Below are 24,030 nucleotides of genomic sequence, written 5' to 3' on the forward strand. Positions count from 1 at the left end.
ATGATGGATACGATCAGGACACTCAACGAAGCCCGCCAGCAGATCCAGCAGTCGATCTTCGATCTGTTCAAGGGGCTGTCATTCGGCGAACGGCTCGCGCAAGGCGGGCTGATGGCGGTGCAGGCCGTGTGCGGCGCGTGCCTCGCCTACGTGATCGGCCATGCGCTGCATACCGAGCAGGCCGTGTGGGCGGCGATCACCGCGATCGCCGTCACGCAGCACAACTACTCTGACACGATGTCGCTGTCGCGCGACCAGTTCGTCGGCGCGATGGTCGGCGGCGTGCTCGGCTTCGCCGGCGCGGCGCTCGGCGGCGACCGTCTCGTCGCGTATGCGATGACCGTCGCGGTCGTGATCGTCTGCTGCTGGTGCCTGAACGTCGGCAGCGCGGCACGGCTCGGCGGCGTAACCGCGACGATCGTGCTGCTGTTTCCGGGCAACGGCCCGCTGTGGGACATTCCGCTGATGCGGCTCGGTGAAGTGACGCTCGGCACCGTGTGTGCGCTGGGCGTGTGCTGGGTGATGTCGAAAATCGAGCGCCGCTGGCTGGCGCGCACGTAGCGCGGCAATGGGGAAGGAAGGTTTCGCCGGACGCTGGCACGCCCGGCTTGGCGAGCGGCGCTTACGGCCCGACTCGCAGCACGATGCCGGAACCGATCTGCACCAGCAGGTGATCCCCGCCGACGCCGACCCATTGATAGCCGCGCGGCGGCGGGCTCAGGTGATAACCGCGCCAGTCGTCGATCACGTACTGGCGATCGCGGAACTCGGGGGGAAGCCGGTCGCCCTTGTGCCACTCGCGGCGCGGCTGGTCGGCCCAGCGCGGCGGCACGTCGTCCTCATGGCGCATCTGGCCGGGCGGCATATGCTTCGGTCCATGACCATGCTTCATCCCGGGGCCGCCGTGGTGGCCATTCCCGTCCTCGTCCTGGGCCATCGCGAGCGGCGCCGTGAAAGTCGCCGCGATCAATGCGACAAACATCATGCGGTGCGTCATCTTCATGCGTTTCCTCCGTGTTGTTCGGTCGAATGAAACGACTGCGGACTGCGCCGTGAAGACTATCACGCCGGCGTGACGGCAGACGCGCGGCGGCTCGCCGCGCGCCCGTCAGGCCGCCTGCTGCTGGTACTGGATCCGGTGCAGGTGCGCGTAGAGGCCGCCGTGGCGCAGCAATTCGTCGTGACTGCCCTCTTCGACGATCTTGCCGGCCTCGAGCACGAGGATGCGGTCCGCGCGCTCGATCGTCGACAGCCGGTGCGCGATCACGAGCGTCGAGCGGCCTTCCATCAGCCGCTCGAGCGCGGCCTGCACGTGGCGCTCCGATTCCGAGTCGAGCGCCGACGTCGCTTCGTCGAGAATCAGGATCGGCGCGTCCTTGTAGATCGCACGCGCGATCGCGAGCCGCTGGCGCTGGCCGCCGGACAGCCGCATCCCGTTGCCGCCGACGAGCGTGTCGAGCCCGTCGGGCATCGCGGCGACCGCATCGGCGAGGTTCGCGGCCTCGAGCGCGGCCTGCACGCGCGCGCGGTCGGGCGTCTGCCCGTACGCGACGTTCGCGGCGATCGTGTCGTTGAACAGCACGACGTCCTGGCTGACCATCGCCATCTGGCCGCGCAGCGCGTGGAGGTCGTAGTCGGCCACCGGCACGCCGTCGACCAGGATCGCGCCGTCGGTCGGGTCGAAGAAGCGCGGCAGCAGGTTCACGAGCGTCGTCTTGCCGCTGCCGGACGGGCCCGCGAGCGCAATCATTTCACCCGGCGCGACCTTGAACGAGATGCGGTCGAGCGTCGGCCGCTCGGCCGCGCCGTAGTCGAACGACACGTTGCGGAATTCGATCTCGCCGCGCGCATGCGGCAACAGCCGGCCGCCGCCCTGCGGCTCGGCCGGCTCGTCGATCAGCCCGAAGATCAGCTCGGCGGCCGTCATCCCGCGCTGCAGCGGCTGGTTGACGTCGATCAGGTGCTTGAGCGGCGAGATCACCAGCAGCATCGACGTGACGAACGCGACGAAGCCGCCGACCGTCGTCTGGTCGTTCGACGACTGCACGACCGCGATCGTGATCACGACCGCGAGCGCGATCGACGCGAGGAACTGCGTGAGCGGCTGAGCGAGGCCGCCGGACACCGTCATGCGCATCGCGTAGCCGCGCAGCCGTTTGGCCATTTCGCTGAAGCGCGAGATTTCGTACGGCTCGCCGTTATAGACCTTGACCACCTTATAGCCGGCCACCGCCTCCTCGACGACATACGACAAGTCGTTGGTCAGCATCTGCTGATCGCGGCCGAGCCGACGCAGGCGGCGGTTGATCTTGCTGACGAGCCAGCCGATGCCCGGCAGGATCACCGCGACGATCAGCGTGAGCCGCCAGTTCAGGTAGAACAGGTAGCCGAGCAGGAAGATCACCGTCAGCGAATCGCGCACCAGCGTCACCATCACGCCCGTCAGCACCGACAGGATCTGGTTGACCTCGAACACGATCGCGTTGATCACCGTGCTCGCGGTTTCGCGCTGGAAGAACGACGCGCCGGTGTTGACCATGCGGGCGAACATGTCGAGACGCATCTGCAGCAGGATCCGGTTCGACACGTACGCCAGCAGATACTGTGACGCGTACTGCGCGGCGCCGCGCGCGAACGCGAGGCCGATCACGGCGACCGGCACGAACCACATGGCCTGGCGGCTGCCGTTACTGCCGAAGCCGTGGTCGAGGAGCGGCTTGAGGAGTGCCGGAATGCCGGCGTCTGTCGCCGAACTGACCGCCATCGCCAGCACGCCGAGCAGCAGCACGCCGGCCAGCGGGCGAACGTAGGCCCACAGCCGCTTGCCGACCGCGGAGGTTTGTGTGTCCCCGTCGCCGACTGGCTTTCTGAGACCGGATTGGTGCTTGCTCAAGACGATCCTTTGATGCGAATGACGAAGAGCCCGGGAAGCTCCGTGAATGGAGCGGATTATAAGGCGGATGGGCCCCCGAGCTCGAACGCGCGCCGGATCTGCGCATCGAACACGTCCGCCTCCCGATGAATCATCTGTCGGTATGGCTCGAATTCAGCCGAGCAGCGCTCGAAATCGCCGAAAATCGCGTCGATGACGTGGCCGAACTGCTCGACGAACCCGCTCGCCTTCGGCTCCAGCTTGTACTTGTCCGGAATCGGCACATCCACCGGGTTGCCGGCCGAGCCGTGCCGGGCCGTCACCACGCAGCAGCCGTGCACGGCTGCCTCGCGCGGCAGACGGTCCCGGCCCGGGTGGTGTCCGAAATCGATATAGACCTTCGCCGCGCAGAACGCGTCGGCAAGCTGCTCCCGGTTCAGGCCGCGCAGCGGCTTGAACTGCCATTGCGGATAGGCGCGCATCAAACGCTCGGTGACGGGCCGTCCCTTGCTCGGGTTGTACAGGATCACGTCGTCGTGCCGAGCGGCCGCTAGCCGCTGCGGCAACGCCGCCAGATAGTCGGGCGCGGTGTAGACCGGAATCGAGTCGGTCAGCGGCAGCACCGAAAAACCGCGTGCCGCGAGATACGTCTGCGCATGGTGACTCTGCGCAAAGTGCTTCAGATGCCGCAACGCGCCGATTCCACCCAGCGGTCGCTTGCCCTTGATCCACGCCTTGAAATAGCGGAAGCGGTCGCGCAGCGGGTTTCCATAGCGCACGCACGTGTAATTGTTCAGCGACATCCACCAGATCGCCGCGTCGGCGCGCTTCACGCGCAGCGCGTTGGTCGGCATGATCTCCGGAAACACAATCAGCTCGCCGCGCTCGTCCGCATACGCCTCCACCGGGACCGCGTACTTGCGATACGGCTCAGGTGTCTCGAATGCCCGATCGAACGGGCTATACACGATCGCCGCCGGCTGGCCGAGCCGGTTCAGTTCGGCGACGAGCTGATGCAGCGCCTCGGGGCCGGCCGTCATCGCGCCGCCCGGGCAAACGACCTTGACTTTGGTATATCGATTCATCCGTGTGCCACCTCGGTCGTGCGCGATGCTGCCTGCCGCGCCGCGCCCTCGCCCGCCAGCACCTGAGCACCGAGGCACGCGATCATCAAGCCATAGAACGACGCCGTGTATTTCAGCGTGAACATTTCGAAACCGACACTCATCACCATCACGCAGACGATATAAATCAAGCCGAGCCGACTCGCCCTCTTCACGGCATCGTCGGCGGCATGGCATCGCCGCGCGAAAACCACGAGCGGAATCAGGAATTGACACAGGACCGCGACACCGCCGGCCACGCCGGAGCGCAGCAAGTTCGCCAGCAGTTCGTTATGCGGGCCGTGCTCGATCGCGATCGCCTGCGATGGCGGCGCGATCGACGCGATCCACGGCTGGCCCAGAAACGCGAGATAGCCGGTGTCGCCGTAGCCGCCCCACGGACGGTGCTTGAACAGTTCCCACGAGATGTGCCACATGGTCAGACGCAGGCCAGCCGACGTGTCGCGCCGCGTACCAGTGAGCCACTGGCGAATCTCGTCGTAACCGCTGAGCAGGCGCGCGGCGATTTCATGATCGAAAATCGGCACGGCGGCCAGTGCCGCGATACAGACCAGCAGCCACCACAGTCTGACGGAGCGCCGGTTCAGCCACAGCCACAGCGCAAACACCACCGGTATCACATACCATGCGGTGCGTGTACCGGAACCGATGATCAGCGCGATACCGACCAGCACGCCGAGCGACTGCCACGCCGCCAGCATCTTGCCTCTGACGCCCGGCGCGACGCGGAGGGAGAACAGGCAAAAGCCGGTCAGCACCAGCCCATACACACCGAACGTATCGGTATCGACGAAATAAGTCGCATAGCGCCCTCCCCACTGCTGGGAGGCAGCCGGATTCAGCCACACCTCGATCAGCATCGCAAACAGGCCGAGCGGCGCGGCGTAGCCGACGATGCGCGCAAAGTCGATGCGGCGCTGATGGAAATACAGAAGAATCGGAATCGCGAGCAGCATTCGCATGGGCGCGTCGAACGCCTTCAGCACCCATTCGTGCCGAAACAGCTGTCCGATCGCGAGCGCCACGATCGGCGCGGCGAGCGCAATCATCAACGGCGCGAAACGGCGCCATTGGCCGCGCGCTTCGGCCCACCAACCAGGACCATGCAGCAACGCCAGCAGCAACATGACGAATAAAGCGGTATTGGTCGCACCACGCCAGCTGAGATATCCGGCTACACCCAGTCCCGCTGCCAGCGCCGCCGCGAGATCGCCCCACCGGCAACCGGGTGCGAGGTCGTGCTGCGTCCCGTTCCGGCACCAGGCGCCAAGCCGCAGACGATCGAACAACATGCTCATTGATTTCGGATATCGCAAGATTATTGCCTGAAATAACCAGCCGGAGAATAGCACACGGGCTTCCGGCCGACGTAGCGGCGCGCCCGACGCACCGGCGCCGACGATCGTGGGGATCGCCACGCGCTTCGCCGAGGCCGTGCTGCTGCCGGCATCGCAAACGCCCGCGCTTGCTATACTTGCGCGAGCTTCGCCGACCCTGCCAGACCTGCCTCGACCCGAGCATCACATCTCATGAGCGACCGTTTCGCCGCCCCCACACTCAGCGCCATCGTGATCACCAAGAACGAGGCGCGCGATATCGGCGCATGTCTCGCGTCGCTGCGGCCGTGGGTCGACGAAATCATCGTGTTCGACTCCGGCAGCACCGACGGCACGCAGGCGATCTGCCGCGAGTATGGCGCGATCGTTCATGAAACCGACTGGCCCGGCTTCGGCGCTCAAAAGCAGCGTGCGCTGGATCAGGCCCGCGGCACATGGGTGCTTTCGATCGATGCCGACGAGCGCGTTCCGCCCGAGCTACGCGACGAAATCCTCGCCTGCATCGCCTCGCCAGGTGCCGAACTCTACGATCTTCCGCGCCGCTCCAATTACTGCGGAACCTGGATTCACCACAGCGGCTGGAGTCCCGACTATGTGAAGCGCCTGTTTGTGCGCGGCCGGGCGCGCTTCTCCGACGATCTCGTGCACGAACGCGTGATCGGCGACGACGGCGCCCGTTGCGCGCGGCTGACGACGCCGCTGCTGCATTACACGTACCGCGATTTTTCGGAGGTGCTCGGCAAGATCGACAGCTACTCGAGCTATAGCGCCGCCCAGAAAGTCGCACGCGGCAAATCGGGAGGTTTGCGCCGCGCGGTGCTGCACGGCCTGTGGACTTTCATCCGTACTTATGTCGTCAAGCTCGGCTTCCTCGACGGCAGGATGGGATTCATCCTGGCCGTGTCGAATGCCGAGACCTCGTACTACCGCTATCTGAAGATGATGTTGCTCGGCGACGATCGCAGCAACCACCCGCAAGCCTGAACATGACCCGCCCAAAGATTTACGACTGCTTCTGCTATTTCAACGAGGACATGCTGCTCGAGCTGCGACTCGAAACGCTGTGGGACCACGTCGACTATTTCGTGATTTCCGAAGCGGTCTATACCCAAACCGGCAATCCCAAACCGCTGAATTTCGACATCGAGAAATTCGCGAAATACCGCGACAAGATTCGCTACCTGGTGGTCGATCATTTCGCACCGGGCGCGCGCAGCGCGTGGAAGAACGAGAACTATCAGCGCAACTACCTGATCCATGGGCTGCACGACGCACAGCCTGACGACTGGATCCTGGTGTCGGACCTCGACGAGATTCCGTATCCGTCCACGATTCGCGCATACGACCCGCGCTACCGCCGCGGCGATTTTCAGCAGCATGCGTATGCGTATTTCCTGAACAATCAGCTGGTACAGGATGATGGCCGGCCCGCGATCTGGGCCGGCTCCAAGATCACGACGATGCGTCAGGTCGAACGGTTTTTCGGCAACATCAACGCGGTGCGCTCATACAAGTCGTCCGGACCGTTGCGTTCGCTGCGCCGCGCATGGTTCCGGCGCTTCGAAGTGCAGCGCTTGACGCCGGGCGGCTGGCATTTCACGTGGGTGCTATCGCCGGAGAAAATCTTGCTCAAGATGGAGAGCATCGCCGATCAGGCGTTCGTGCGCGACCAGCACAAGAACCTCGCTTATATCGACGCACAGATCCACAGCGGTCGGGACCTGCTCAACCCGAACAGCCGCTACGTCGCGCAAACGCCCGATGCCGAAAGTTTCCCACCCTATCTGGCCGCGCACAGCGAACGTTACGCGCAATGGCTGAGGCCGGTCTGAGCGGCCTCAAACGCATGCTCAGACGCTGCTCTTCTCGCCGGAGCGCGCATCGCGCTCGGCGAGCGGGACGAACTGCAGCTGCGCCGGCAGGTTCGGCTCCCAGGCCTCGAGATCGAGCGTCGGATAACGACCGAACGCATACATCAAACGCTTCAGGCGGCTCTTCAGGCTAGGCACCGGCACGTTCGGCAGCGCGTCGCGCGGATTGCCCGCGCCATCGCGCATGTACTTCTTCTTGAATTCGCGCGGCGAAATACCCCACTTCATCAGGAACTCGCGGCCGCCGCGATTGCGCTTGATACGCCCGGTGCTGCGGCAGCTGAAGTGATAGATGCGGCTTTCGCCGACGATGCGGAACACACGGCAACCGACCAGCCACAGTTTGATCAGGAAATCGTTGTCGCTGCTCATGCCCGGTCCGAACTCGATGCTGTAGCCGCCGACGCGGTGCCACAGCTCGCGGCTCACAAGCGTCGGCTGCGATGCGACGCCGTCACGATCGACGGTCTTCAGCTGCTTCGCATGCGCGAGCAGGCCGGCTTCGTCGAAGGTCTGCGGGTCCGTGCCGAACGCGCCGACCGATACCAGATCGTTCCCGGTCCGCGTCGGCTCGATCAGATGCGACGACAGGTATGCGCACGAGTGGTCGAGTCCGCGCAGCGCGTTTTCAAACGCGAGATCCCAGCCCGGCGTGCAGAACATGTCGTCGTTCATGTAGACGATCCAGTCGCGCGTCGCGAGCCTCGCCACGTCGTTCAACGCGATGCACACGCCTACGTTGCCACGGCTCCACGTATGCGCGATGCCTTGCTCACGCACCCAGTCGAGCGTACCGTCGGAGCCGTCGTTCACGTGCACGACGATCTCGTGCTCGTAGGCCGAATGCCGCCGAATGCTGTCGATGCACAGCTTCAAATACGGCAGGTTGTTCCAGGTCGGAATCAGAATGCTAAACATGCTTGTTCTCTCTCGCTATTGCATCGACGCGCACCATGGCGTCAGGCGCCGGCACGTTCAATAATTCGCCCGCGGCCCGGATCACGCGGGCCGCGCTGAGCGTGGTCAGGCATTCGCTCAGGCTCTCCAGGCGCTGCTCGCACCCTTCTTTAAGACACGGGACGCAACTGCCTTCGCCCTGCAGCAGATAGACGTTGCCGTGTCGCGCCGTCCCCTTGCGTTGCCACGGGTTGACCGCCGCGGCCCATCCGTGAGGCCACGGCCCCCAGCGCACCGGATCGGACGGCCCGAACAGCGCCAGCGTCGGCGTACCGGTGGCCGCCGCGATATGCGTGGCGCTCGTATCCGGGCCCACGTACAGACGCGCGCGTCGAATCATCTCGGCGCTTTCCGCCAATGAAAGCTGCCCGACCCGATTCAGCACGATGCCCGACAACCGGCCGGCGATCTGCTCCGCATAATCGCGCTCGGCCGGCGCCGGTCCGCCGCTCAAAGCGATCGCGAATCCTTGAGCGTGCAACCAGGTAGCGAGCTCGACCCAACCGTCCAGACGCCACAGCTTGTATGCGTACATCGGGAATGGATGCAGCACCACGTACGGCCGCCCCTGCAATTCGCCGGCGCCGTCGAAACGCTGTTCGAAACGCGCGACTGCCGCAGCGCCGCGGCCGACGGCGGGAGGTACCACGTCGGCGAGCGGAGTGATGCCGAGCCCGCGCGCCAGCAGCAGGCCGCTATTGACGGTATGCAGATCGCTGTCGTCGACGACATGGCGATCGAGCATCCAGCGGTTGAACCGCGTGACGCGCTCCGGCGCCAACAGACCGATGCGCTTGCGGCCCGCGAACCAGCAGTAGAACCGCGCACGATCCGAACTGATCGCGGCGCACGCCAGATCATAGCGACGCCAGATCCGCGCCGCATCGGCGAAACGCTCGCCGATGCCGGTACGTTGCGCGACCGTGATCACGCGCCGAACATCCGGATTGTTCTCGAGCACGCCTTCGGTACCGCGGAACACGAGCATGTCGATCTGCGCCTGGGGCCAGCGCACCTTCAGCGAACGCACGAGCGGCGTCGTCAGCAGCACGTCGCCGATGCGGCGCGTGCAGACGACCAGGATCGTGCGCGGGGGGCGGTCGTTGGGAAACAGGTCCAAAACTTGATCCATAAATCGGCTGAGCCTCGTTGGTCTCCGTTGGCAATCGGATCGGTATGCTCAGCCCGTTCAATACGTGATTTCGACGACGCTGCCGTCGAACGCCGCACGCAGCTCCGCGAGCAGCACGTCGCTCGGCTTCACGCGCCATGCGTCGCCGAGGCGCATTTCGCCTTGCGCCCGCGCGTTGCTGTAGTGAACCTGCACCGCGAGCCCGTTCGGCAGCGGCGCCTGCGGGCGGCGGCCGCCGTCGCGCCCGCCGCCGCGCGGCGCGGGCGCTTCGACGGCGTTCGCCGCAGCCGGATCGTCCTTCGACACGTGCGGCTCGAGCACGCGGCGCAGTGCGGCCGCGTCGGCGTTGCCGTTCATCGTCAGCCGCACGGCCTGCGCATAACGGCTACGCGCGCGTTCGAGATCCATCACCGTGTCGGCCGTGAAGCGGATACCGCCCGTGAATGCATCGTTGCGCGCCTGCCCCTGCACGATCAGCAGTTCGTCTTCCTTGAACAGCGCCTTGTTCGCCTCGAACTGCTCGTTGAAGATCGTGATCTCGCACTGGCCCGAGCCGTCGTCAAGCAGCGCGATCAGCATCTTGCCGCGCTGGGTCATCTGCGTGCGCAGCGAAGCGATGATGCCGGCCACGAGTTTGTCGCGCCCTTCCTTCAGATCGCCGACCTTCTGCCGCACGAAGCGGCGCACCTCATCGCGATACGCATCGAACAGGTGGCCGGACAGGTAGAAGCCCAGCGCGCCCTTTTCTTCCTGCAGGCGGCGCTTGTCGTCCCACGCGGGCTCGTCGACGAGCGCATGCGCATGCGGCGACTCGGCGCCCATGTCGAACAGGCCGGCCTGCATCGCGTTCGCCTCGGCCTGGTCGGCCGCTTCCATCGCCAGCGGCACCGACGCGATCAGCTGGGCACGGTTCGTATTCAGCGAATCGAATGCGCCGGCGCGGATCAGCGCCTCGACCGTGCGGCGGTTGACGACGCGCCGGTCGATCCGTTCGCAGAAGTCGAACAGGTCGGTGAATGCCTTTTCCTCGCGGGCGCGCAGGATTTCCTCGATCGCGTTCTGGCCGCTGCCCTTCACGGCGCCGAGGCCGTAGCGGATCGTGCGCGAGCGCTTGCCGTCGGCTTCCGCGACCGGCTCGAAGCGGTAATGCGACTGGTTGATGTCGGGCGGCAGCACGACGAGGTTGTTCACGATGCAATCGTCGAACAGGATCTTCACCTTGTCGGTGTCGTCCATCGCGAGCGTCATGTTGGCCGCCATGAATTCGGCCGGATGGTGCGCCTTCAGCCACGCGGTGTGATACGCGAGCAGTGCGTAGGCCGCCGCGTGCGACTTGTTGAAGCCGTAGCCCGCGAACTTCTCCATCAGGTCGAAGATCTCGTCGGACTTCTCGCGCGTGAGGCCGTTCTTCGCCGCACCCTCGGCGAAGATCTCGCGATGCTTGGCCATCTCCTCGGGCTTCTTCTTGCCCATCGCGCGACGCAGCAAGTCCGCGCCGCCGAGCGAGTAGCCGCCGATGATCTGCGCCATCTGCATCACCTGCTCCTGATAGACCATGATGCCGTAGGTCTCTTTCAGGACGGGCTCGACGCGCGGATCCGGATAGTCGACCTTCTCGCGGCCGTGCTTCCGTGCGCAGAAGCTCGGGATCAGGTCCATCGGGCCCGGACGGTACAACGACACGAGCGCGATGATGTCCTCGAAACGGTCGGGCTGCGCATCCTTCAGCATGCCCTGCATCCCGCGGCTTTCCAGCTGGAACACGGCGACCGTGTTGGCCTTCTTCAGGATCTGGAACGAGGCGGGATCGTCGAGCGGCACCTGCGCGAGCGACCAGTCGGCCTTCGACGGATCGAGGCGGCGGATGTAGCGCTCGGCCCAGTCGAGGATCGTCAGCGTCGTGAGACCCAGAAAGTCGAACTTCACGAGGCCGACGGCTTCGACGTCGTCCTTGTCGTACTGGCTGACCACGCCGCCGTCGTCGCCCTGCGTGTACAGCGGGCAGAAATCGGTCAGCTTGCCGGGCGCGATCAGCACGCCGCCCGCGTGCATCCCGACGTTACGCGTGAGGCCCTCGACGCGCTGCGCGAGGTCGAGCAGCTGGTGCACTTCGTCCTCGTGGTCGTAGCGCTCCTGCAGCTGCGGCTCCTCCTTCATCGCGTCGGCGATGGTCACGTGCTTGCCCGGCTTGAACGGGATCAGCTTCGCGACGCCGTCGGTGAACATGTAGCCGAGGTCGAGCACGCGGCCGATGTCGCGCACCGCCGCCTTCGCGGCCATCGTGCCGAAGGTGGCGATCTGCGACACGGCGTCCGCGCCGTATTTTTCCTTCACGTACTGGATCACGCGATCGCGGCCGTGCTGGCAGAAGTCGATGTCGAAGTCGGGCATCGACACGCGTTCCGGGTTCAGGAAACGCTCGAACAGCAGGTTGTAGCGCAGCGGGTCGAGATCGGTAATGCCGAGCGCGTACGCGACCAGCGAACCGGCGCCCGAGCCGCGACCCGGGCCGACCGGCACGCCGTTGTTCTTCGCCCAGTTGATGAAGTCCGCGACGATCAGGAAGTAGCCGGGAAAGCCCATCTTCGTGATGGTCCCGCACTCGAATTCGAGGCGCTTGTAGTACGTGGCACGCTGCGCGTCGCGTTCGGCTTCGGCCGGATACAGCTGGGCGAGACGCGTCTCGAGCCCTTCCTTCGACAGCTGGACCAAGTAGTCGTCGAGCGACATGCCGTCCGGCGTCGGGAACAGCGGCAGCTTCGGCTTGCCGAGCTCGAGCTTCAGGTTGCAGCGCTTCGCGATCTCGACCGTGTTCGCGATCGCCGACGGCAGGTCGGCGAACAGCGCGGCCATGTCGTCCTGCGTGCGGAAATACTGGTCGGTCGTGAAGCGCTTCTGGCGCCGCGGATTCGCGAGGATGTCGCCTTCCGAGATGCACACGCGCGCCTCGTGCGCGGTGAAATCGTCGTCGGTCATGAACTGCGTCGGGTGCGTCGCGACGACCGGCAGCTTCAGTGCCGCGGCGAGCGTCGCGGCCTGCTGGATGTACGCCTCGGCGCCCGGCTGGCCGTAACGCTGCAACTCGATGTAGAAGCCGCCCGGGAACACCTTCGACCAGCGCTCGGCGTGACGGCGCGCGGCTTCTTCATTGCCCGCGGCCAGCGCGAGCCCGATATCGCCCTGTTGCGCGCCCGACAGCGCGAGCAGCCCCTGCGCGAGCTCGCCGTCGAGCCAGCTCGCGTCGAGTTCCGCACGGCCGCGGTACTGGTTCGTGAGCCACGCCTTCGACAGCAGCTCGCAGAGATTCAGGTAGCCGACCTTGTCCTTGACGAGCAGCAGCAGGCGCGACGGCTTGTCGCGGTCGTCGGGATTGGCGATCCAGACGTCGCAGCCGGCGATCGGCTTGATGCCCTTGCCGCGGGCTTCCTGGTAGAAACGGACGAGGCCGAATGCGTTGCCGAGATCGGTGAGCGCGAGCGCGCCCTGACCGTCCGCGGCCGCCGCCTTGACGATGTCGTCAATGCGCACGATGCCGTCGGCAATCGAGAATTCGGAGTGAACGCGAAGATGGACGAAGCGGGGATCTGACATGGGCGCTATTGTAGCCGCCCCGCCGCGCAGGCTGCCCAAAAAATGCCCGCTTTGGCCGTTCGGCCGATGCACGCGGCGACGCGTCGCGCGGCTGGCCGATCGGCCAGATACCGATGCCCGCGCCGTTTGCGGGATAATACGGGTTTTCGAATCAACGCCCCGGCTTCGCACCCTTTTTTGCGGGCCGCCGTGCGGCCGTTTTCCCGTCGGACCATCATGACCATCGTCAACCTCGCCGCCTATCACTTCGTGTCGCTCGACGCGACCGAGCAATGGCGCCCGCTCGTCACCGCCCGCTGCAACGAACTCGGCCTGCGCGGCACGATCCTGCTCGCGCCGGAAGGCATCAACCTGTTCATCGCCGGCACGCGTGAAGCCACCGACGCGTTCATCGCGTACATCCGCCACGATCCGCTGTTCGAGGGCAAGTTCGCGTCGCTGCAGTTCAAGGAAAGCCTGTCCGATTCGCAGCCGTTCCGCCGGATGCTCGTGCGCCTGAAGCGCGAGATCATCACGATGAAGAAGCCGGCGATCAAGCCGGAACTCGGCCGCGCGCCGTTCGTCGACGCGCGCACGCTGAAGACGTGGCTCGACCGCGGCCACGACGACACGGGCCGCCCGGTCGTGATGCTCGACACGCGCAATGCATTCGAAGTCGACGTCGGCACGTTCGACAACGCACTCGACTACCGGATCGACAAGTTCAGCGAATTCCCGGAAGTGATCGACGCGAACCGCGCCGACCTCGAAGGCAAGACGGTCGTGTCGTTCTGCACGGGCGGCATCCGCTGCGAGAAGGCCGCGATCCACATGAAGGAAATCGGCATCGAGAACGTGTACCAGCTCGAAGGCGGGATCCTGAAATACTTCGAGGAAGTCGGCGGCGCGCACTATCACGGCGACTGCTTCGTGTTCGACTACCGCACCGCGCTGAACCCGCAACTCCAGCCCACCGAGAACGTCACGTGCTTCGCGTGCCGCGCGGTCGTCACGCCGGAAGCGCAACAGTCGCCGAGCTACGTGCCCGGCCAGTCGTGCCCGGCCTGCCTGAACGCCGCCAGCGACGTCCGCGCGGCGTAAGCGCGTTCCGGCCCGCCCATCGATGAACGGCTATCGCGGCCGCTTCGCGCCGTCGCCCACCGGCCCGCTGCACTTCGGCTCGCTGGTCGGCGCGCTCGCGAGCTGGCTCGACGCGCGCGCGCACGGCGGCGCATGGCTCGTGCGCATCGAGGATCTCGACGGCCCGCGCACGGTACCCGGCGCGGCCGACGACATCCTCGCGACGCTCGCGCATTTCGGGATGACGCCCGACGAGCCGCCCGTCTGGCAAAGCATGCGCGAGGCCGATTACGCGGCCGCGCTCGAGCGGCTCAAGGCGGCGGGGCTCGTCTATCCGTGCGGCTGCACGCGCAAGGAAATCGCCGACTCGCTGCGCGCCGCGCACGAGCGCCACACGACGCTCGCCTACCCGGGCACCTGCCGCACCGGCCTGCACGGCAAGCCCGCGCGCGCATGGCGGCTGCGCGTGCCGGACGGCGCTGCCGCGATCGTCACGTTCGACGATCGCTGGCAGCACACGCAAACGCAGAACCTCGCGACCGAAGTCGGCGATTTCGTGCTGAAACGCGCGGACGGGCAATGGGCGTATCAGCTCGCGGTCGTCGTCGACGATGCCGATGCCGGCATCACGCACGTCGTCCGGGGCGCCGACCTGCTCGACTCGACCGCGCGCCAGATCTACCTGCAGCACTGCCTCGGCGTGCCGACCCCGCGATACCTGCACGTGCCCGTCGTGGTCGACGCGAACGGCGAAAAACTCAGCAAGCAGACGGGCGCGACCGCGCTCGAACGCGACGATCCGCTGCCGGCACTGCAGGCTGCGGCCGCGCATCTGGGCCTCGCGCCCGACCACGGCGCGCTGCCGGGCGCAACGCTCGATGCGTTCCACGCAGCCGCAACGGCCGCGTGGGCGACGCGCTTCGGGCCTCGGGCGAACTAGCTCGCGCGCCGACGCGGGCGTCGCCCTGCGCCGCCGCAATCGATCCGGCACCGATTCTCAGCGATTCCGGGACGGCCTTGCGCCGCCGCAAATGAAAAACGGGCACATGCTGCCTGCATGCGCCCGCCTCGCCGCGACCTTTCGATCGCGGCCGATCGCTTGTTACGCTTACGCCGACGGCTTGCGCGGCATCCCGAACCCGCCGAGCAACGCAGCGACCTGACGCTTCGGCCCCTTCTTCTCGGGCTGCTGCGCAGGCTGCGCGTCGTCCCGCTGCTTCGCGGGCGCCGACGGCTCGTACGGCTTCAGGAAGAAATCGTCGACCGGCGCTTCGTGGCGACGGTGATGGCCACGCTCGGAGCCGCCCGGGCGGCGTCCCGACGCACCGCGATGTTCGTCGCGTTCGCGACGGCCGCCCCGTTCGCCGCCGCGCTCACTGCCGCGCTCGTCGTGACGATGGCGCGCCGGCTTGTCGAGCGTGAGCGTCTGCATTTCGAGCGGACGCTTGATCAGCTTCTCGATATCGGCCAGCTGCTTGCGCTCGTTCGGGCTGCACAGCGACAGCGCGTCGCCCGTCGCACCCGCGCGGCCGGTACGGCCGATCCGGTGCACGTAGTCTTCCGCGCTGAACGGCAGGTCGAAGTTGATCACGGCGGGCAGTTCGGCGATGTCGAGGCCGCGCGCAGCCACGTCGGTCGCGACCAGCGCCTCGATCTCGCCGCGCTTGAACGCGTCGAGCGCCTGCATCCGCTCGATCTGCGTCTTGTCGCCGTGGATTGCCGACGCGACCACGCCGTCGCGCTCGAGATTGCGCGCCAGCCGGCTTGCGCCGATCTTGCTGTTGCAGAACACGATCACCTGCTTGAGCCCGCGATCGCGCAACAACTGCACGACGGCCGCCTGCTTGTCGCCTTCGGCGACGTCGTAGACGATCTGCGTGACGTTCGCGTTCGTCGAGTTGCTGCGCGCGACTTCGATCGTCTGCGGATTGCGCAGGTAGGTCGATGCGAGCTTCTTGATTTCCGGCGAGAAGGTGGCCGAGAACAGCAGTGTCTGGCGCTCCTTCGGCAGCAGGTTCAGGATGCGCTGCAGATCGGGCAGGAAGCCCATGTCGAGCATCCGGTCGGCCTCGTCGAGCACGAGCATCTGCACCTGGCCGAGGTTCGCCGTCTTCTGCTGCACGTGGTCGAGCAGGCGGCCCGGCGTCGCGATCAGGATTTCGACGCCGCGGCGCAGTTCGGCCATCTGCGGGTTCATGTCGACGCCGCCGAACACGACCGCGCTGCGCAGCGGCGTGTGCTTCCCGTACGCATGCACGTTCGCCGCGACCTGGTCGGCGAGTTCGCGGGTCGGCGTGAGGATCAGCGCGCGCACCGGGTGGCGCGCCGGTGACGCGCTCGTGTTGGCCTGCGGCAGCAGGCGCTGGAGGATCGGCAGCGAGAAGCTCGCGGTCTTGCCGGTGCCCGTTTGCGCGGCGCCCATGACGTCGCGGCCGGCGAGCACGACCGGAATGGCCTGCGCCTGGATCGGCGTCGGCGTCGTATAGCCCTGCTCCGCAATGGCTTTCAGGATATCGGCGGCAAGGCCGAATTGATCGAAGGTTGCGTCGACGGGCTTGGCGACAGAATCGGACATGGTGGCGTTTCGCTCAAAAGGCGCGGCGGGGACATCGTGCGTCAGGCCAGCCGGGCCTGCGCTCATCACAATTCGGAAATAGACGGAGCCGCGGCGCGCCGCGCGGCGCCGCTCTGGCGCGATGGACCATCAGGGCCCAGGGCCGTGCGGACTCCGTTCGGCGCGAATGCCGGCGGAAAGGGGCGTATTGTAGCACTGCGCGGCCACGTGTCCGTGACAGCCGGGCGCAGCGGTCAAACCGGGCATTCAAACCCGGCGCTCAAACCCGGCACTCAGGCGCCGCGGCCGGCGCAACGGTCCGCAAGCAGGTTCGGTCCGGATTCGGCCGGGAATCCTCCCCGGCAAACCGCCCCGCCCGCATCACCCCTTCTTCTTTTTCTTCTCGACCTGGACACAGTCGCCCAGCAGCGGCGGCGCATTCTGGTCGGCGATCTCGTCGCGCAGCGTCGCCTCCTTGCCCTTCGTCCACCACGTATAGCGGCCGGCCTGGTAGCGCGCGCCGGACGCCGACACGGTGTCGACGAACAGCATCTGCTTCCCGTTGACCGGCACGAGCGCGAAGCTCTGGCCGTTGCCCGCGAGCCAGTACGACACGCGCACGGGCTGTTTCTGGTTCGCGCACTGGTAGACGGCGAACTGGCGCGAATCGGCATCGATCTCTTCGACGGTCAGTTGCGCGGCATGCGCGACGGAAACGGCGGTGCCGGCGAGCAGGAGCCCGGCGAGGGTTTGACGAATCATGCAGGTCCTCTCACGAGACGTTGTTGCGAGGAGGCGCGCCCGCGCGGGCGCGCCGGTGTTCGCGCGGCGTCAGCGCCCGGAAACGGGCTTGACGGCCGCCGCGGCACGCTTCGCGCGCTCGCGGGCCTCGTCGACGGTCGCGCCGGTCGCCAGCGCGACGCCCATGCGCCGCTTCGCAAAACTTTCCGGTTTGCCGAACAGGCGCAGGTCGGCACCCGGCACGGCCAGCGCGTCGCGCACGCCCTCGAACGCGATACCGCGCTCGTCGAGGCCGCCATAGATCACCGCCGACGCGGCCGGCGAGCCGAGCGTCGGATCGACCGGCAGCCCGAGAATCGCACGCGCGTGCAGTTCGAACTCCGACTGGCGCTGCGACGCGAGCGTGACGAGGCCCGTGTCGTGCGGCCGCGGGCTCACCTCGGAGAACCAGACTTCGTCGCCGCGCACGAACAGTTCGACGCCGAACAGCCCGCGCCCGCCGAGCGCCTCGGTCACCTTGTGCGCGATCTCGCGCGAGCGCGCGAGCGCCGCCGCGGACATCGGCTGCGGCTGCCACGACTCGACGTAGTCGCCCGCCACCTGCACGTGGCCGACCGGCTCGCAGAAATAGGTGCGCGTGGCGTTGGTCGCCGGATCGATCGCGCGCACGGTGAGCTGCGTGATCTCGTAGTCGAAATCGACGAAGCCTTCGACGATCACGCGGCCGTGGTTCACGCGCCCGCCCGCCATCGCGTACTGCCACGCGGGTTCGACGTCCGCTTCGCCGCGCACGACCGACTGCCCCTTGCCCGACGACGACATCACGGGTTTCACGACGCACGGCATGCCGATCTTCGCGACGGCCGCGCTGAACGCTTCGAACGAATCCGCGAACGCATACGGGGACGTCGGCAGGCCGAGCTCCTCGGCGGCGAGCCGGCGGATCCCTTCGCGGTTCATCGTGAGCTGCGTCGCGCGCGCGGTCGGGATCACCTCGGCGAGACCGGCCGCCTCGATCGCCGCGAGCGCGTCGGTCGCGATCGCCTCGATCTCAGGCACGATCAGGTGCGGGCGTTCTGCCTCGACGATCGCGCGCAGCGCGGCGGCGTCCGTCATGTCGATCACGTGCGCGCGATGCGCGACCTGATGGCCCGGTGCGTCCGGGTAGCGGTCGACCGCGACGACTTCGACGCCGAGCCGCTGCAACGCGATGATGACTTCCTTGCCGAGCTCGCCGGCGCCGAGCAGCATGACGCGCGTGGCCGAGGGTGAGAGCGGCGTACCGAGCCGCTGACCGATCTGCATGTGATTACCCGCTTCTGGTGGAGGACGAAAACGACTGCGATGCTACCACGCGCATCGACGCCGGTCCGGCCGCGTTCGGGCCGCATTCGGGCCGGTTTCGCGTCGCCGCGCGCGACGCGCCGGCGGGCCGAGAACGTTTTCGTGTGCGCACGGTCGCCTCGCCTGACGCGGGGCGGGTGCGTTACTCTTACGCCTTGATCAGAATCCGATGAGGAACGAGGCTCATGTCCCACCTGTTCGCAGCCGCACACGCACGCACCGGCCTGCTTCGCCCGTTGCGCGCGCCGCTCTGCGCGTTGACGCTTGCCACGCTTCTCGCCGCCTGCGCGATGCCGACCCACCCCGATTCCGCCGCCCCCGCGCCCGACCCGTACAACCCGGCCGCCGTCCAGCTGCTCGACGACACGAGCTGGGAACTCACCAGCTGGCTGAACGCCGACGGCACGCAGCGCGCGATCCCGCACGGCGACAACGGCGAGCCGATCAAGCTCGCGCTGTCGACCGAGTCGGGCATCCGGCGCGCGAGCGGGTTCTCGGGCTGCAACCGCTACATGGGCACCTATGCGATCAAGAACGGCCTGTTGAGCTTCGGGCCGCTCGCCGGCACGCGGATGGCCTGCGCCGGCACGGGCGGCCAGCTCGAACCCGCGTACCTCGATGCACTCGCCCACGTCGACAAGACCGGCGTGCAGATGCGCGCACCGCAGCAGCTGCTGCTCGTGACCGACGACGGCGCGACGCTGACCTTCACGCGCCGCGGCCCGTAATGCCGCGGACCGTGTGGAAGGCGTCTAGCCGACCGCGTCTGGCCGACCGCGTCCGGCTAACCGCGTCCCGCCGCGTGAAGCGTCACGCACGCGCGCCCCACGGCGGCGCGTCTGATCGTCTTTTAAAGTCTTCTGCATCGTCAGCCGGTTAAACTCGGCGGGTCGCGCCCCGCGCGCCCCTCCCCACTCCTGTTTCAAAGCATGCACACGGTTGTCTTCGGCTGGTTCGGCATCTCCGCCGTCTGGTTCCTCCTTCTCTTCTGGCGTCTCGTGCAGGCGATGCTGCCCGGCGGCGGCGGGCTCGCCGGCCGCGGCTCGATCCGTCTGTGGCTCGGCTTCGCCGCGGTGTTCGTGGCCAGCTGCACGCTGACGAGCCCGCTGTCGGGCCCCGACACGAACGCGCTCGGCCATGCGTTCTCGGCAGGCTTCGCCCACGTGCTCGGCCCGATCGGCACGCCGGTCGCGATGGTCGTGCTGTTCTTCGCCGGGCTGCCCTGGCTGACCGGTGTCGGCTGGCAGCGCGTCGCCGCGTGGCTCGACACGTCGTTCGGGCTTCGGCTGTCGCGCAACGGCGACGACGATGCGCGCGGCATTGCCGACCTGCCGCGCAGCGCGCTGCATCGCGACGACGACGTCGTACAGCCGACCACCGCGCATACCGTCAATTCGATGGCGCCGCGCCAGAACGGCCGGTACTCGCGCCCGACGCTGTGGAAACCCGATCCGCAGGCGCGGCCGAAAACGCGCGGCCAGACGGCGCCCCGGCCGCACACCGAGCCGGTTGCGCCCACCGGCTGGCTGAAGCCCGCGCCGACGAGCCGGCCGGCCGCGACGCCCGCGGCAAGCCCGGCGAAGCCCTCTTCGACCTCCGGCACGGTTGGCGCGGCGGCTCCTGCACGCCCCGCAGCAAACATCCAGTCGCTGCGCCCCGCTCCGGCCCCGCTCGAGCTCGAGCCGGCCCGCCCCCGGCCGGCGCCGGCAACGCCTGCGCGCCCTGCCGCGGAGCCCCGGCGGCCGGTCGCGCCGCGCGCAACCGTCGCGCCCCGCCCGACCGGCGCGGCGCCGGCACGGCCGCTGTCGCGCCCGCCTGCCGCGACGACGACCGCCCCCGTGCCGCCCGCCGTACCCCGCCAGCGACCGGCCGTGCCTGCGCGCGCGCCGCTTTACGCATGGACCGAAAAACCCGCGACGCCGATTACCCCCGCGCCGAGCGTGCACGACACGCTGCGTTCGATCGAGGCCAGCACCGCTCAATGGGCGTCGCTGGCCAACGCGACGCCGGCCGAAGCCGCACGCGCGGCTGCGCCGCTGGCCGGCGCAGCCGCGGCGGCAGGCGCCGCTGCGTCGATGTGGCCGGCGGAGTCCGCCGGGCCGGTTTCCGTGCCATCCGCCGTGGAGACGGACGAATCCGTCCGCATTGCCGACGACCTCAAGGCGGACATCGGCCACGACGGTGCAATCGTGCTGCCTGCGTTCGCGCCGGCCGACGCCGCCGTGCCGGAGATCCGCTCCGAAGCGCACGCCATCGTGACAGCCGGCGTCGAAGCATCGGCACCGGAAGCGACGGTCGACGCAGCGCCGGGCACAATCGCCGCAGCGACCGATGCCGTTGCCGACACGCCGATCATTGCGGGCGCCGACAACGCCGCTCAGGAAATCGAAACCGGCTCCGCGACGACGCCCGATACGCAATCCGTGCCGCAAACTGACGCCCCGATCGACCTCGCCCCGTGGGAAGACATCGCCGGGACGGAAACGGCCAACGCAGTGCCTGCCGACGCGCCTGCGGTCGACACGCCGTCGCTTGCGCCGCAAGCCGACGCCGCCACGACGCCGGCCTGGGCAATCGGCGCGCTCCTTCAGCCGGCCGAATCGGCCAAGGCCGCGCAGTCGGCAATCGATGCCGCTCCTGCGGTCTTCGTCGAAACCGCTGCCGTCGCGCGCAACGCCGATGCCCCCGGGGCCGATACGTTCACGCCGGCCGGCATGACGAGCGACGCCCCCGAGATCGCGACGAACGTCGCCGCCACGCAGGCCGCAGACGCGTCCGCGTCGGCCGTCTCGCCGCTCGGAGAAGTGTCGTCGGACGCCGCCCAAACCGCGCCGCCTCCGAAGCCGGCAGCCGTCGAAGCGAGCGCCGTGACGCCTGCGTCGACGGCAAACGTCGTCGCGCCGTCGATTGCCGACGCGTCGCGTGCCGAATCCATCGCCGCCCCGGAGGCCTTCGCATCCGTTGCGACGACGGCCGCGACCGAAACGACTACGCCGCCGCACGCGTCCGGCGCGACGGCGCAACCGGCCGGTACGCTCGCCGCGGCCGCGCCGACGCCTGTCGCAACGGGCGACGCGTCCGCCATCGAACCGGCCGCGCTCGCGGCCGCTGCGGCTGCAATGACCGCGGGCCCGGGCGATACCGATCGCGCAGCGAAGTCCGAGAATGCGGGCGCAGGTCTCCCCTCTTCGGTGGCGGTCGAACCTGCCATGACGCCGTCGTTCGCTTCACCGGCCGCGGAACCGGTGCCCGCACCGGCGGCCGCGCCCGCTTGGTCGACGTTGACGAATTCGCCCGCCGCAGGTGCAGCTGGGCTGCCCGGCGCAACCAAGCAACCGGCAGTCGCAAGTGCGACGGCACAACCGTCGGAGCCGCCCATCGCAAGCGGGTGGACTGTCTTGCCCACCGTCCCGCCGACGTCCGCAGCCCCCTCGCCGGTTGCCCCGGTCGTTTCGACTGCACCCGTGCTTCCGTCCTCGACGCCAGCCACGCCGTCGCTGTACGGCCTGTCCGCGACATCGGGCACGGCTGCGCCCTCAACGCCTGCGGCAACAACTTCCACTCAGGCAACCCCGACGGCGACCGTTGCTGCAATCGCCGCCGCTGCACCCGCTTCTCAAGCTGCGACGATCACCGTTCCGGCGCCCGTCGCGGTACCTGCCGCCGCAATCGTCGACACGTCGGCACGCGTAACGCCCGCTGCAGAACCCGACTCCGCTGCCACGACAACTGCCACGCCCGCGCAGCCGTCGTCGATGGCTGCCGCTCCGGCGTCTGTCGCTGCACCCGCCGCTGTAATCGGCGGTGCGTCGGCACTGACGATGACGACACCCGCGGCGGCGGCGGCCGTTCCGGCGCAGGTCGCAGCACCCGCCGCGGCAATCGCCACTCCCTCGGTGCCGGCGGCAAACACGGCCGCTTCGACAGCCGCTGCTACGCCTGCTGCTACAGTCGTCGGAGCAACGTTGGCGACGCCCGCTACGGCGACGGTCGCTCCGACGCACGTTGCAGTGCCTGCCGCCACGGCATTCGCCGCGCCTGACGCGCCGGCAGCACCCGCAGCCGTTCCGGTCAGCCCGGCTGCGCCCGCCGCCGCAATCGTCGGCACGTCCATGCCCGGAGCGCCCACGGCAACGATCGCCGCCCCGACGCCCGATGCCGCCCCTGCCGCGCCGCCCCCACCCCAGCCGCGCCCGAACGCGTTCGAATTCCACGCGCCCGCGACGTTCAACGTCGAACTGCCGACCCTCGACCTGCTCGAACCCGCGTCCGACGACATCGAAACGATCACCGACGAACACCTCGCGCAAACCGCGCAGGTCATCGAACAGCGGCTGCAGGAATTCAAGGTACCGGTGACGGTGGTCGGCGCGTCGGCCGGCCCCGTGATCACGCGCTTCGAGATCGAACCCGCGCTCGGCGTGCGGGGCAGCCAGATCGTCGGGCTGATGAAGGACCTGTCGCGCGGCCTCGGCCTCACGTCGATCCGCGTCGTCGAGACGATTCCCGGCAAGACCTGCATGGGCCTCGAACTGCCGAATGCGAAGCGCCAGATGATCCGCCTGTCGGAAATCCTCGAGTCGCGCCAGTACCAGCACTCGGCCTCGCAGCTGACGATCGCGATGGGCAAGGACATCACCGGCCATCCGGTCGTCACCGATCTCGCGAAGGCGCCGCACATGCTCGTCGCCGGCACGACCGGCTCGGGCAAGTCGGTCGCGATCAACGCGATGATCCTGTCGCTGCTGTACAAGGCGACACCCGAGGACGTGCGGCTCATCATGATCGACCCGAAGATGCTGGAGCTGTCGGTCTACGAAGGCATCCCGCACCTGCTCGCGCCGGTCGTCACCGACATGAAGCTCGCGGCGAACGCGCTGAACTGGTGCGTCGGCGAGATGGAGAAGCGCTACCGGCTGATGTCGGCCGTCGGCGTGCGCAACCTCGCGGGCTTCAACCAGAAGATCCGCGATGCCGAAGCGAAGGAAAAGAAGATCGGCAACCCGTTCTCGCTGACGCCCGAGGATCCCGAGCCGCTATCGACGCTGCCGCTGATCGTCGTCGTGATCGACGAGCTGGCCGACCTGATGATGGTGGCCGGCAAGAAGATCGAGGAACTGATCGCCCGTCTCGCGCAGAAGGCGCGCGCGGCCGGCATCCACCTGATCCTCGCGACGCAGCGCCCGTCCGTCGACGTGATCACGGGCCTGATCAAGGCGAACATCCCGACGCGCGTCGCGTTCCAGGTGTCGTCGAAGATCGACTCGCGCACGATTCTCGACCAGATGGGCGCGGAATCGCTGCTCGGGATGGGCGACATGCTGTTCCTGCCGCCGGGCACCGGTTATCCGCAGCGCGTGCACGGCGCATTCGTCGCCGACGAGGAAGTGCACCGGATCGTCGAGTACCTGAAACAGTTCGGCGAGCCGCAGTACGAGGAAGGGATTC

Annotated in this window: 16 protein-coding genes and 1 pseudogene; 7 read left to right on the forward strand and 10 right to left on the reverse strand. The window is 67.7% G+C overall.

The annotated features are described in order from the left end of the window. Positions 1 to 3: 3 nt before the first annotated feature. Positions 4 to 561, forward strand: a complete 558-nt coding sequence (locus tag WT26_RS16000; RefSeq protein ID WP_069273781.1) for an FUSC family protein — start codon at positions 4 to 6, stop codon at positions 559 to 561. A gap of 61 nt (positions 562 to 622) precedes the next feature. Here WT26_RS16000 and WT26_RS16005 read toward each other — a convergent pair whose 3' ends face one another. From WT26_RS16005 to WT26_RS16020, 4 genes are all read right to left on the reverse strand, one after another. Further along, the gene (locus WT26_RS16005; protein WP_069273248.1) at positions 623 to 1,003 is read right to left on the reverse strand and encodes an RcnB family protein; all 381 of its coding nucleotides are present in this window, start codon (positions 1,001 to 1,003) and stop codon (positions 623 to 625) included. Between the two features lie 105 nt (positions 1,004 to 1,108). Beyond that, a complete protein-coding gene (gene msbA, locus WT26_RS16010) occupies positions 1,109 to 2,893 on the reverse strand; it encodes a lipid A export permease/ATP-binding protein MsbA (RefSeq protein WP_069273249.1) in 1,785 nt (594 codons plus the stop codon). A 56-nt stretch (positions 2,894 to 2,949) separates the two neighbouring features. Further along, positions 2,950 to 3,957 carry a hypothetical protein gene (locus WT26_RS16015; RefSeq protein ID WP_059716004.1) on the reverse strand — a complete coding sequence of 336 codons (1,008 nt, stop codon included), beginning with the start codon at positions 3,955 to 3,957 and terminating at the stop codon, positions 2,950 to 2,952. Then, positions 3,954 to 5,414 (reverse strand): O-antigen ligase family protein, encoded by a 1,461-nt coding sequence (locus tag WT26_RS16020; RefSeq protein WP_230461580.1) that lies wholly within the window; start codon positions 5,412 to 5,414, stop codon positions 3,954 to 3,956. The genes WT26_RS16015 and WT26_RS16020 overlap by 4 nt, the downstream gene beginning before the upstream one ends. Before the next feature lie 111 nt (positions 5,415 to 5,525). Between WT26_RS16020 and WT26_RS16025 the strand changes: the two genes are divergently transcribed. Next, the gene (locus WT26_RS16025; RefSeq protein ID WP_059716002.1) at positions 5,526 to 6,317 is read left to right on the forward strand and encodes a glycosyltransferase family 2 protein; all 792 of its coding nucleotides are present in this window, start codon (positions 5,526 to 5,528) and stop codon (positions 6,315 to 6,317) included. Between the two features lie 2 nt (positions 6,318 to 6,319). Then, the gene (locus WT26_RS16030) at positions 6,320 to 7,165 is read left to right on the forward strand and encodes a beta-1,4-mannosyl-glycoprotein beta-1,4-N-acetylglucosaminyltransferase (RefSeq protein WP_069270431.1); all 846 of its coding nucleotides are present in this window, start codon (positions 6,320 to 6,322) and stop codon (positions 7,163 to 7,165) included. Between the two features lie 18 nt (positions 7,166 to 7,183). Here the strand turns inward: WT26_RS16030 and WT26_RS16035 are convergent, their stop codons facing one another. The 3 genes from WT26_RS16035 to dnaE are packed head-to-tail and all read right to left on the reverse strand — an operon-like array spanning position 7,184 to position 12,884. Continuing rightward, positions 7,184 to 8,122 (reverse strand): glycosyltransferase family 2 protein, encoded by a 939-nt coding sequence (locus tag WT26_RS16035; RefSeq protein WP_069273250.1) that lies wholly within the window; start codon positions 8,120 to 8,122, stop codon positions 7,184 to 7,186. After that, positions 8,115 to 9,293, reverse strand: a complete 1,179-nt coding sequence (locus WT26_RS16040; RefSeq protein WP_059715999.1) for a glycosyltransferase family 9 protein — start codon at positions 9,291 to 9,293, stop codon at positions 8,115 to 8,117. Before WT26_RS16040 ends, WT26_RS16035 begins: the two co-directional genes overlap by 8 nt. Before the next feature lie 57 nt (positions 9,294 to 9,350). Continuing rightward, on the reverse strand, positions 9,351 to 12,884 hold the full coding sequence (gene dnaE, locus WT26_RS16045) for a DNA polymerase III subunit alpha (protein ID WP_069273251.1): 3,534 nt from the start codon (positions 12,882 to 12,884) through the stop codon (positions 9,351 to 9,353). 216 nt (positions 12,885 to 13,100) lie between these two features. On the opposite strand from dnaE, the gene WT26_RS16050 reads away from it, so the two are divergent. Then, entirely contained in the window at positions 13,101 to 13,964 is an 864-nt protein-coding gene (locus tag WT26_RS16050) for a sulfurtransferase (protein WP_069273252.1), read from the forward strand. Between the two features lie 22 nt (positions 13,965 to 13,986). After that, positions 13,987 to 14,883, forward strand: coding sequence for a tRNA glutamyl-Q(34) synthetase GluQRS (gene gluQRS / locus WT26_RS16055; protein WP_069273253.1), 897 nt, complete (start codon positions 13,987 to 13,989; stop codon positions 14,881 to 14,883). Between the two features lie 168 nt (positions 14,884 to 15,051). On the opposite strand, the gene WT26_RS16060 is transcribed toward gluQRS, so the two are convergent. From WT26_RS16060 to purT, 3 genes are all read right to left on the reverse strand, one after another. Further along, entirely contained in the window at positions 15,052 to 16,584 is a 1,533-nt protein-coding gene (locus WT26_RS16060; protein WP_081333737.1) for a DEAD/DEAH box helicase, read from the reverse strand. Positions 16,585 to 16,878: 294 nt separating this feature from the next. Next, the gene (locus WT26_RS16065) at positions 16,879 to 17,259 is read right to left on the reverse strand and encodes an MliC family protein (RefSeq protein ID WP_059531031.1); all 381 of its coding nucleotides are present in this window, start codon (positions 17,257 to 17,259) and stop codon (positions 16,879 to 16,881) included. Positions 17,260 to 17,328: 69 nt separating this feature from the next. Continuing rightward, a complete protein-coding gene (purT, locus tag WT26_RS16070) occupies positions 17,329 to 18,543 on the reverse strand; it encodes a formate-dependent phosphoribosylglycinamide formyltransferase (protein ID WP_069273255.1) in 1,215 nt (404 codons plus the stop codon). A gap of 224 nt (positions 18,544 to 18,767) precedes the next feature. Here purT and WT26_RS16075 point away from each other — a divergent pair, with 224 nt between their 5' ends. After that, positions 18,768 to 19,310: an META domain-containing protein gene (locus WT26_RS16075; RefSeq protein WP_069273256.1), complete on the forward strand. Its 543-nt coding sequence runs from the start codon at positions 18,768 to 18,770 to the stop codon at positions 19,308 to 19,310. Between the two features lie 201 nt (positions 19,311 to 19,511). Then, a pseudogene (locus tag WT26_RS38440) lies at positions 19,512 to 24,030 on the forward strand (DNA translocase FtsK); the annotation flags it as partial.

This window comes from Burkholderia cepacia, from assembly GCF_001718835.1.
Lineage (GTDB): Bacteria > Pseudomonadota > Gammaproteobacteria > Burkholderiales > Burkholderiaceae > Burkholderia > Burkholderia cepacia_F.